This window comes from Pseudomonas sp. BJP69 (assembly GCF_007633355.1).
GTDB lineage: Bacteria > Pseudomonadota > Gammaproteobacteria > Pseudomonadales > Pseudomonadaceae > Aquipseudomonas > Aquipseudomonas juntendi.
In genome coordinates this window covers 4,394,727-4,405,287 of sequence record NZ_CP041933.1, presented here as the reverse complement: position 1 = coordinate 4,405,287, position 10,561 = coordinate 4,394,727, and the positions used below count along the sequence as shown (strand labels likewise).

Genomic DNA, 10,561 nt, shown 5'->3' with positions numbered 1-10,561 from the left:
TTACTCCGCTTTGGCGTCTGCTTTCGCCGCGTTGGCCTGATCAGGGCTGCCCGGCTTCTTGACGTTGGTGGCTTCGCTGACCTTGACCTCGACGCCAGGGCGCACGTACTGCAGGCCTTCGGTGATCAGGCGGTCACCCGGGTTGAGGCCTTCTTCGATCAGCCAGTCGCTGCCCAGGGTTCGGTTGGCCTTGAGCTGACGCAGTTCGACCTTGTTGTCCTTGTTCACCACCAGCGCGGTTGGCGCACCTTTCAGGTCGCGGGTAACGCCCTGTTGCGGGGCCAGAATGGCGTTGGCGTTGACCCCGGCCTTCAACCGCGCATGCACGAACATACCGGGCAGCAGGGTGTGGTCAGGGTTGGGGAACAGCGCACGCAGGGTCACCGAACCGGTGGTCTCGTCGACTGCGACTTCCGAGAACTCCAGGCGGCCTTCCTGCTTGAACAGGCTGCCGTCTTCGAGCACCAGCTGTACCGAGGCGGCGTTGTCGCCAGCCTTCTGCAACTGGCCGCTTTCCAGGTCGCGGCGCAGCTTGAGCAGCTCGGCAGTGGACTGGGTAACGTCGACGTAGATCGGGTCGAGTTGCTGGATGGTGGCCATGGCGTTGGTCTGGCCGTTGTTCACCAGCGCACCTTCAGTGACCGCTGAGCGGCCGATACGCCCGCTGATAGGGGCCAGCACCTTGGTGTAGCGCAGGTCGATCTGTGCACTTTTCAGCGAGGCTTCTGCCTGCAACCGTTTGGCATTGGCGTCGTCGTATTCCTGCTTCGACACGGCCTGCTCGTCGATCAGTTGCTTGTAACGCTCGGCCAGCGAGCGGGTAGCTTGCAGGTTGGCCTGGGCGTTACCCAGCGCTGCCTCGTACACGGCAGGGTCGATCTGGTAGAGCTGCTGGCCTTCCTTGACGTCGCTGCCTTCCTTGAACAGGCGCTTGAGAATGATGCCATTGACCTGCGGGCGCACTTCGGCAATGCGGTAGGCACTGGTGCGCCCCGGCAATTCCGAGGTCAGGGTGAAAGGTTGTGGCTGGATGGTTACGACGCCGACCTGAGGAGCCTGCGCCGCTGGCGCTGCTTCTTCTTTCTTACAGCCACTGAGCAGTGTTGCCAGGGCGACGGCGGAAACCAGAGCGGTAACGGCTGGCTTGAATTGCATGAGGATCCTCGGGTCGCAGGAGCAGGTAGACGCTCAAGAATAATGGAAGAGTCGAGATCTGGAGAAATTTGCTATCCGGTAGATAAATAGCTTGCTAAGGAATATACTTACATTCATGGTTGTTTGTAAATACCGCTTGGTTGTACCCAGGTACCGCCACAGCCCGTGATTAGCCCCGCCGCGAGGCGCCCTGCAGAGGTGCCCGCGAAATGTTCCCCCGTGCGCAGCGTGCGTTCGGGCCCGATGAGGTTGTACTGCCATGGTCCGTCGAACCAAAGAGGAAGCCCAGGAAACCCGCGCCCAGATCATCGAGGCAGCGGAGAAGGCCTTCTACAAGCGCGGGGTTGCGCGAACCACGCTGGCCGATATTGCCGAGTTGGCGGGGGTGACCCGCGGGGCGATCTACTGGCACTTCAACAACAAGGCCGAACTGGTGCAGGCGTTGCTCGACAGCCTGCATGAAACCCATGACCATTTGGCGCGCGCGAGCGAAAGCGAGGACGAGGTCGACCCGCTGGGCTGCATGCGCAAGCTGCTGTTGCAGGTGTTCAACGAGCTGGTGCTCGATGCCCGAACCCGGCGTATCAATGAGATCCTGCATCACAAGTGCGAGTTCACCGATGACATGTGTGAGATTCGCCAGCAGCGCCAGGCCGCAGTGCTGGATTGCCACAGGGGCATTACCCTGGCCCTGGCCAATGCCGTGCGCCGGGGCCAGTTGCCGGGCGAGCTGGATGTCGAGCGGGCGGCGGTGGCCCTGTTTGCCTATGTCGATGGCCTGATCGGGCGCTGGCTGTTGTTGCCGGACAGCATTGACCTGTTGGCGGATGTCGACAAATGGGTCGACACCGGGCTGGATATGCTGCGCTTGAGCCCGGCGCTGCGCAAATGACTCTTTGTTAAGGATTGTGAGGGAGTGTTTCCTCTTTGTGTTAAGGGACGATTAATGCGTTGCGTTCCCTCAGCCAGGCACCGTGCCTGCACCATGGCCAGGTGCTCAACGGCCGCGCAGTTGCCGGTCCGGTAACGCCACCGCCGCGATCAGCCCTAGCACCGCGACCACCGCGCTGCCCAGCAACAGCTGGCGGAATGTCTGCAGCAACCGCCCTTGGGTGGCCACGTCCACCTCGCCTGCCTCCAAGCTCCCCAGCAACGGGTTACCGAGCAATTCGAAACCGCCCTGGTGCAGCAGTGCCAGCAACAGGCTGGACATGCATGCCACGCCCATGGCCCCGCCCAGCGAGCGGAACAGGTTGGTGGTGCTGGTGGCGACGCCGATGTCCTGGCTGGCCACCGCGCTTTGCGTGGCTACCAGCGAGGTCGGGAACTGCAGGCCACAGGCTATCCCGGTCAACAGCATGAACAGTGCGCTGGGCAACGCCGACTGCGGCGAGGTGAAGGCCATGCCGACGATGGCCAGCGGCATCAATATTGCGCCGGCAAGGATCTGCGGTTTGTAGCGCCCGGTGAGGCTGGTCATGCGCCCACCGGTGAACGCCCCCATGGGCAGCCCCATCACCAGCGGCAGCAGGTGCAGGGCGGCGCTGTCGGCACCGGCACCGGTGATGCCTTGGTAGCGCAAGGGCATGAGCATGGTCAGGGAAATGGACTGGAAGCTGGCGAAGAAGATCACCCCCCAACACAGCACGGCTACCCGATTGCCGAACAGACCAAGTGGCAGCAACGGTTCCGCGCAGCGGCTTTCGTGGGCAATGAACAAGCCCAGGCCCAGCACGGCGCAGGCGAACAATGCCAGCACGGCCGGGTCGCCCCAGCCATGGCCCTGGCCGACCAGGGTGATGCCCAGCAGCAGGCTGCCCAGGCCGAGAATCAACAGTACAGCGCCAAGGTAGTCGACCTGGGCCTGGCGGCGTTGTACCGGCATGCCCGCCAAGGCTCGCTGAATCGACCACAAGGCCAGCAGCCCCAGCGGCAGGTTGATCCAGAACACGCCGCGCCATGACAGGTATTCGGTCAACCAACCGCCCAGCACGGGCCCGGCGACACTGGCCACGGCATACATGCTGCTGAAGTAGCCCTGATAACGGCCACGCTCGCGGGGCGGCACGAAGTCACCGATGATCGCCTGGCTGACCGAGACCATGCCACCTGCGCCGATACCTTGCAGTACCCGGGCCAGCACCAGTTGCTGCATGTCCTGGGCCAGCGCGCAGGCGATCGAGGCCAGGGTGAACAGGCTGATGCCGGTCAGGATCATGCGCCGTCGGCCATACAGGTCGCCCAGTTTGCCGTAGATGGGCACGGCGATGGTCATGGCGACCATGTAGCCGGAAATGACCCAGGCCAGCAGGCCGACGTCGTTGAACTGGGCCGAGATGGCTGGCAGCGAGACGGCGACAATGGTCTGGTCCAGGGCGCCGAGAAAGATCGCCAGCATCAGGGCGGTGAGCACGTTGCGCAGGGTGGTGGGGGGCAGGGCGGCGGTCACGGGGGTACCTTGGTTATCGGTTTTGGCATCTTCGCGGGCATGCCCGCGCCCACCGGTAACGATCAGGCTCGAGCATGAGCCGTATCTGTGGGAGCGGGCGTGCCCGCGAACAGGCCCTCGAATTGTAACCCGAGTTAGGTAGCTTCCTATGTACTAACTGCATCCCCTATGCCGAATCGGCATTGGCGTATTCATCCAGTGCAGCATGGCCGCGTGATATCGTTGGTATGCCACAGGGGCCGAATGCCGCGGGTTGCACCAGCTTGGTGCAACATTATGCCGCAGGTTTCACGGGCCACTGTCTCCCACACCTTTTATTCCTCTGCCTGCATGCCGAGCATGACCGCCCACATGGCGACGGTTGGAACAGGTCAGGTAGACCCGATTGCAGGGGTCGGTAGTTACCGTTCAAAATTTGCACATAATTGCGGAGTGATCATGCCCAAGGCTTCCCATCAAGATCTGCGTTTTGCCTTCCGCGAGCTGCTCGCTTCAGGTTCCTGTTACCACACCGCCTCGGTGTTCGATCCGATGTCGGCACGCATTGCGGCTGACCTGGGGTTCGAGGTCGGTATCCTCGGCGGCTCGGTCGCCTCGTTGCAGGTGCTGGCTGCGCCGGACTTTGCGCTGATCACCCTCAGTGAGTTCGTCGAGCAGGCTACCCGGATTGGCCGGGTGGCGCAGTTGCCGGTGCTGGCCGACGCCGACCATGGCTATGGCAACGCACTGAACGTGATGCGCACGGTGATCGAGCTGGAGCGTGCCGGGGTGGCTGCCCTGACCATCGAGGACACCCTGCTGCCAGCCCAGTTCGGGCGCAAGTCCACCGACCTGATCCCGGTTGATGAGGGCGTTGGCAAGATCCGGGCGGCATTGGAGGCCCGGGTCGATTCGTCGTTGTCGATCATCGCCCGTACCAATGCTGGCGTGCTCACCAACGAAGAAATCATCGTGCGTACCCAGAGCTACCAGAAGGCCGGTGCCGATGGCATCTGCATGGTGGGCGTAAAGGACTTCGAGCAGCTCGAAAAGATCGCCGAGCACCTGACCGTGCCGCTGATGCTGGTCACCTATGGCAACCCGAACCTGCATGACGACGAGCGCCTGGCACGCCTGGGCGTGCGCATAGCCGTCGATGGCCACGCGGCGTACTTTGCTGCAATCAAAGCCACCTACGACTGCTTGCGGCTGCAGCGCGGCAAGCAGAACAAGTCGGACAACCTCAGCGCCACCGAACTCTCGCACACCTACACCCAGCCCGAGGACTACATCCGCTGGGCCAAGGAGTACATGAGCGTCGAGGAGTGACCGGCAGGGCGCCGTCAACTCAACGGACGGCGCTCAAGGTACAGCGACAGGTGGGACCAAGGCGCATAGCCATGCCGGCTGGCCGGCGATGAGGCCATCATGCCCATGACAGATCGCGGTCCCACTCTGGGTCGTCCTTGAACCGCTCCACCAAAAAATCCAGCATGCTGCGCAAGGTGGCCGGCATGTGCTTGCGCGAGGTGTACACCGCATTCAGGTTCAGCTCGCGCGGCCTGGCGTGTGCCAGCAGCCGCACCAGTTCACCTTTGCGCAGGGCGTCGGCGGCCTGGTAGGTCGGCAACATGGCGATGCCGGCCCCAGCCAGTGCCGCCTTCTGCAAGGTCATTGCCTCATTGGCGCTGATGTTGCCGGCCACCGGCACGCTGACCTGCTGGCCGGCCACGTCGAAGTGCCACAGGCTATGGCCGAAGTAGGCATGGGTCAGGCAGTTGTGCCGGCTCAGTTCCTCGACCTGTTGCGGGGTGCCATGCTCGTGCAGATAGGCGGGTGCCGCACAGACCACCGACCGGCACACGCTCAGCCGCCTGGCAATCAGGTTGGGGTCCAGGTCGTTGCTGGTGCGGATGGCCAGGTCGATGCGCTCGTCTACCAGGTTGACGGTGCGGTCGAGCATCTGCAGTTCAACCTTCACACCGGGGTAACGCTGCACATAAGCCGCGATGGCATCCACCAGTTGGGCCTGGCCGAACGAGGTGCTGACGCTGATGCGCAATGCCCCCTTGGGGGCATCGTCCGGTTGTTGTACTGCGGCCTGCAGTTCACCTGCCAGGTCCAGCAATTGCCGGCAACGGGGCAGGGTTTCCTGGCCGGCGGCCGTCAGGCTGAGCTTGCGTGTGGTGCGTTGCATCAGGCGTGCACCCACCCAGTCTTCCAGCTCGGCCAGGTAACGCGATACGACCGGACGCGACAGTTGCAGGTGATCCGCCGCCGCTGACTGGCTGCCCAGGTCGACAACGGTGACAAAGACGCGCATGGCGTTCAGACGGTCCATGACTTGCTCGCTTTCAGAAACAAACTATGTCCAAGCATCGCATTTTTTGTTACGGATCGGGCAACTAAGCTGTGGGTCATCGATCTAGCGGAAGGCTTACCCAATGTCCCTGTTCACCCCTCTGCGTGGCCTGCTGCTGGCCTGCGTCACCCTCGCCGGGCCGGCCATGGCCGCCGAGCCTTTGCACCTGGAAGTCTACAACCCCGGCCACGACGCTATTTTCCCGGTGAGCTCGGTAATCGTCAGTGGCGAGCACGATGCGGTGCTGGTCGATGCCCAGTTCGGCAAGGCCCAGGCCGAGCAACTGGTGCAACGCCTGCGGGCGGGTGGCAAGCACCTGACCAGCATCTACATCAGCCACGGTGACCCGGATTACTACTTTGGCCTGGATACCGTGACCCAGGCGTTCCCCGACGCCAAGGTGCTGGCTTCGGCTGCCACCGTTGCGCACATCCGCCAGACCATGGAGGCCAAGCTGGCCTACTGGGGGCCGCAGATGGGGGCCGACAAACCGGCGCGGCTGGTGCTGCCTCAGGTGCTCGAAGGCGACCGCCTGACCCTGGAGGGGCAAGCCCTGGAAGTGGTCGGCCTGGACGGCCCTCAGCCTGACCGCAGTTTCGTCTGGATCCCTTCGATCAAGGCCGTGGTCGGCGGTGTCGTGGTAGCCGAGCACATTCATGTGTGGATGGCGGATACGCAAACGCCCAAGTCCCATGCCGACTGGCTGAGCACCCTGGCGCGCATCGAAGCGCTGGCGCCGCGCACGGTCGTCCCGGGCCACTACCTGGGCGATAGCAGCCGTTCGTTGGAGGCCGTGCGTTTCACGGCCAACTACATTCGCGATTTCGACAGCGAGGCCGCCAAGGCGAAAGATGCCGGCGCGCTGATCAAGGCGATGAAGCAGCGTTACCCGGGCCTGGCCGATGAAAGCTCGCTGGAGCTGGGGGCCAAGGTCGCCAAGGGCGAAATGAAGTGGTAATTCCGTTCAATTGATGGAGCGTATGACATGAGCAAGATTGCAATCATCGGCGCCACCGGTCGTGCTGGCAGCCAGTTGCTGGAAGAGGCCCTGCGCCGTGGCCATAACGTGGTCGCGATTGCCCGCGACCCGTCGCAGCTGCAGGGGCGTGACGGGGTGACTATCAAGGCGCTGGATGCCAAGGACGGCACAGCCCTGGAGGCCGCAGTGACAGGTGTGGACGCAGTACTGAGTGCAGCGCACTTCTCCACCATCGAGCCGCAGGCGATCATCGAGCCGGTCAAGCGTGCCGGGGTCAAACGCCTGCTGGTGGTTGGCGGTGCCGCCAGCCTGTTGCTGCCGTCGGGGCAGCGGGTGATCGACAGCCCTGATTTCCCGGAGGCCTACAAGGCCGAGGCCACGGGCGGTGTGCGGTTTCTGGAGGCGTTGCAGGGCGAGCAGGACCTGGATTGGACCTTCCTCTCACCCTCGGCGGAGTTTGTTGAAGGCGAGCGCAGCGGGCACTACACGCTGGGCAAGGACCATCTGCTGATCGCTGCGGATGGCAAGAGCTGGATCACCTTTGCCGACTATGCGATTGCCATGCTGGATGAGCTGGAGAAACCGCAGCATTCGCGGCAGCGGTTCACGGTCGGGTATTGAGTCGCCTGCTTCGCGGGCTCGCCCGCTCCCACAGGTATTGCACAGGTTTCAAATCCTGTGCGTCACCTGTGGGAGCGGGCGTGCCCGCGAACAGGCCTTCACAAGCTGGCCTGGCCCTCCAGCCAGTCCAGCAGCTCCAGCAACCCCGCCGGCAGGTTCCTGGCCTGGCTCACCAGGTAGTAGCCCTTACCGGTCCGCACCTTCAGCGCAAACGGCATGCAAAGCCGCCCGCTACGCAAGTCATCGCCAATCAGCGACCAATCACCGATAGCCACGCCTGTCCCCTGCGACGCCATGGCCATGGCCATGTCCAGCGTTTCGAAGTGCTGCTTCGGCCCCTGCGCAGCCAGCGTTACCCCAGCCGCCTGCAGCCATAACCGCCAATCATGCTCATCCCGCGAGGGGTGCAGCAACATGTGCCGCGCGAGGTCTTCAACCTGCTGCAAGGGCAGCAGCCCCTCACGCAAAGACGGTGCGCAGACCGGCGTCAGTTGCTCATCGAACAGCTTGCGCACCTGCAGCCCGTGGTTCGGTGCCTCGCCATAGACCACCGCGGCATCAAAGCCCTCGCGGCGCAAATCCACGCCATGCTGAACGGTCGTGGTCAGTTCCACCGGTACATCCGGGCGCAGTGCCTGCCACTCCATCAAGCGCGGCAGCAGCCAGCGCATCACACACGTGGGGGCCTTCAACTGCAGGGTCGTGCTGTGCTCTCCCACCTCACGCACCCCTTGTTCGATCAGCGCAAACACCTGTTGCACCCGTGGCAGCCAGTCCTGGCCTTCACGGGTCAGGCTCAAACCGCGGGCCTGGCGCTGGAACAGGGCATAACCCAAGTGCTGCTCCAGGGCGGCGATCTGCCGGCTGACGGCGCCCTGGGTGATGTGCAACAGCTGCCCGGCGCGAGTGAAATTGCAGCACTGGGCGGTGATCAGGAAGGTATGCAAGGCGGGTAAGGGCGGGAGGCGTTTCATCGCAATAAGCCATGACTTCAGGACATGGCTAGTATGTGTTTTTTTGCATTGTGGCGATAGCCGTGGCTTGGGTCCAATAAGCGCATAACCCAACAAGATTGATGGTGAACCCCATGGCAACCTGCGGCGAAGTGCTGGTCAAACTCCTTGAAGGCTATGGCGTGGACCATGTCTTCGGCATCCCCGGCGTGCATACTGTGGAGCTTTACCGAGGCCTGGCGGGCTCGTCCATTCGCCATATCACCCCGCGCCACGAGCAGGGCGCCGGGTTCATGGCTGACGGCTATGCGCGCACCCGCGGCAAACCCGGGGTGTGCTTCATCATTACCGGCCCGGGCATGACCAACATCGCCACCGCCATGGGCCAGGCCTATGCCGATTCGATTCCGATGCTGGTGATCTCCAGCGTGCAGTCGCGTGACCAGCTGGGCGGTGGCCGTGGCAAGCTGCACGAGTTGCCTGACCAGGCGGCGCTGGTGGCGGGTGTCGCGGCGTTTTCGCACACCCTGATGAATGCAGCCGATCTGCCTCAGGTATTGGCGCGGGCCTTCGCGGTATTCGACAGCGCCCGGCCGCGCCCAGTGCATATCGAGATCCCGCTGGATGTGCTGGTTCAGCCCGCCGACCAACTGTTGCCGGGCCGCCCGGTACGGGGTAACCGTGCAGGGGCTGCACCGCTGGCCGTGGCGCAGATGGCTGAACGCCTGGCCAGCGCGCGGCGGCCATTGATCCTGGCCGGTGGGGGTGCCTTGGCAGCAGGTGCTGCGCTGGCCCGCCTGGCCGAGCACCTGCAGGCACCGGTAGCCCTGACCATCAATGCCAAGGGCTTGCTGCCATCCAGCCACCCGCTGCAGATTGGCTCGACCCAGTCGCTACCGGCTACGCGGGCGCTGGTGGCCGAGGCCGACGTGGTGCTGGCGATCGGTACCGAACTGGCCGAAACCGATTATGACGTGACCTTCAAAGGCGGTTTCGACATCCCGGGGAGCCTGCTGCGCATCGACATCGACCCGGACCAGACCGTGCGCAACTACCTGCCGGAACTGGCACTGGTGGCCGACGCCGAACTGGCTGCCGAAGCGCTGCTGGCGGCCTTGCAGGCGCAGCCGCAGGGGGTACACGACCGCAACTGGGGGCGGGCTCGCGTGACCAGGCTGCGGGAAGCCTTGGCAACCGGCTGGGACCAGCCGACCCTGAGCCAGACACGCTTGTTGACGGCCATCGTGCAGCGCCTGCCCGGTGTGGTGCTGGTGGGCGATTCTACCCAGCCGGTCTACACCGGCAACCTGACCTTGGACATGGACCAGCCGCGCCGCTGGTTCAACGCCTCGACGGGCTACGGCACCCTGGGCTATGCCTTGCCGGCGGCCATGGGTGCCTGGTTGGGCAGTGCCGAGCACGCCGTTGAGCGGGCGCCAGTGGTGTGCCTGATTGGCGATGGCGGCCTGCAATTCACGCTGCCGGAGTTGGCCAGTGCCGTGGAGGCGCAGGTGCCGTTGATCGTGCTGCTGTGGAATAACCAGGGCTACGAAGAGATCAAGAAGTACATGCTCAACCGGGCGATCGAGCCGGTCGGGGTGGATATCCATACCCCAGACTTCATCGGCGTGGCGCGGGCGTTGGGGGCCGCAGCGCAGAGCGTGGCGGATGTGGCGCAATTGCAGGCGGCGCTGGGGCAGGCGGTGGAGCGCAAGGGGCCGACATTGATCCAGGTAGACCAGCACCAGTGGCAGGGCACGGTTGTCGGTTGAACCTTGAGTCTTGGGTTGCTGGTGCCGGCCCTATCGCTGGCAAGCCAGCTCCCACAAATGGACTGCCCCCAATAAGTTGGACACCAATCCAATTTCTTGGGGGCAGTCCACCCTGTGGGAGATTCTATGGTTCCTGGCAAGGGTAGCCGGAGCATCTTCAGCGCCTGTGAGATCGAGCGCCGCCCGCGCGGCGCAATCGCGAGCTGCGCTCGCTCCTACGTTTGTTTCGGGCCAGTAACGCCTGTGACAGGCGCGCGCGGCCGCCTTGTTTGTACGGCGCGATATTGAGGC

At 63.8% G+C, this 10,561-nt stretch carries 9 protein-coding genes; 5 read left to right on the top strand and 4 right to left on the bottom strand.

All coding sequences use genetic code 11. The features are described 5' to 3' along the window. Positions 1-1,155 (bottom strand): toluene efflux RND transporter periplasmic adaptor subunit TtgA, encoded by a 1,155-nt coding sequence (gene ttgA / locus FPB55_RS20615; protein ID WP_009685610.1) that lies wholly within the window; start codon positions 1,153-1,155, stop codon positions 1-3. A gap of 259 nt (positions 1,156-1,414) precedes the next feature. Here ttgA and ttgR point away from each other — a divergent pair, with 259 nt between their 5' ends. Further along, positions 1,415-2,047: an efflux transport transcriptional regulator TtgR gene (gene ttgR, locus FPB55_RS20610; protein WP_054912197.1), complete on the top strand. Its 633-nt coding sequence runs from the start codon at positions 1,415-1,417 to the stop codon at positions 2,045-2,047. A gap of 105 nt (positions 2,048-2,152) precedes the next feature. On the opposite strand, the gene FPB55_RS20605 is transcribed toward ttgR, so the two are convergent. Further along, positions 2,153-3,604, bottom strand: a complete 1,452-nt coding sequence (locus tag FPB55_RS20605; protein WP_115294667.1) for an MDR family MFS transporter — start codon at positions 3,602-3,604, stop codon at positions 2,153-2,155. A 438-nt stretch (positions 3,605-4,042) separates the two neighbouring features. Between FPB55_RS20605 and FPB55_RS20600 the strand changes: the two genes are divergently transcribed. Next, entirely contained in the window at positions 4,043-4,912 is an 870-nt protein-coding gene (locus tag FPB55_RS20600; RefSeq protein WP_115294666.1) for an oxaloacetate decarboxylase, read from the top strand. Positions 4,913-5,009: 97 nt separating this feature from the next. Here the strand turns inward: FPB55_RS20600 and FPB55_RS20595 are convergent, their stop codons facing one another. Next, positions 5,010-5,924 (bottom strand): LysR family transcriptional regulator, encoded by a 915-nt coding sequence (locus tag FPB55_RS20595; protein ID WP_115294665.1) that lies wholly within the window; start codon positions 5,922-5,924, stop codon positions 5,010-5,012. A 103-nt stretch (positions 5,925-6,027) separates the two neighbouring features. On the opposite strand from FPB55_RS20595, the gene FPB55_RS20590 reads away from it, so the two are divergent. Further along, positions 6,028-6,903 carry an MBL fold metallo-hydrolase gene (locus FPB55_RS20590; protein ID WP_009685605.1) on the top strand — a complete coding sequence of 292 codons (876 nt, stop codon included), beginning with the start codon at positions 6,028-6,030 and terminating at the stop codon, positions 6,901-6,903. 27 nt (positions 6,904-6,930) lie between these two features. Continuing rightward, positions 6,931-7,545, top strand: a complete 615-nt coding sequence (locus FPB55_RS20585; protein ID WP_009685604.1) for an NAD(P)-dependent oxidoreductase — start codon at positions 6,931-6,933, stop codon at positions 7,543-7,545. A 98-nt stretch (positions 7,546-7,643) separates the two neighbouring features. Here the strand turns inward: FPB55_RS20585 and FPB55_RS20575 are convergent, their stop codons facing one another. Further along, a complete protein-coding gene (locus FPB55_RS20575; protein WP_029888058.1) occupies positions 7,644-8,519 on the bottom strand; it encodes a LysR substrate-binding domain-containing protein in 876 nt (291 codons plus the stop codon). Positions 8,520-8,632: 113 nt separating this feature from the next. On the opposite strand from FPB55_RS20575, the gene FPB55_RS20570 reads away from it, so the two are divergent. Continuing rightward, positions 8,633-10,270 (top strand): 5-guanidino-2-oxopentanoate decarboxylase, encoded by a 1,638-nt coding sequence (locus FPB55_RS20570; protein ID WP_144189175.1) that lies wholly within the window; start codon positions 8,633-8,635, stop codon positions 10,268-10,270. The last annotated feature ends 291 nt before the right edge of the window (positions 10,271-10,561 follow it).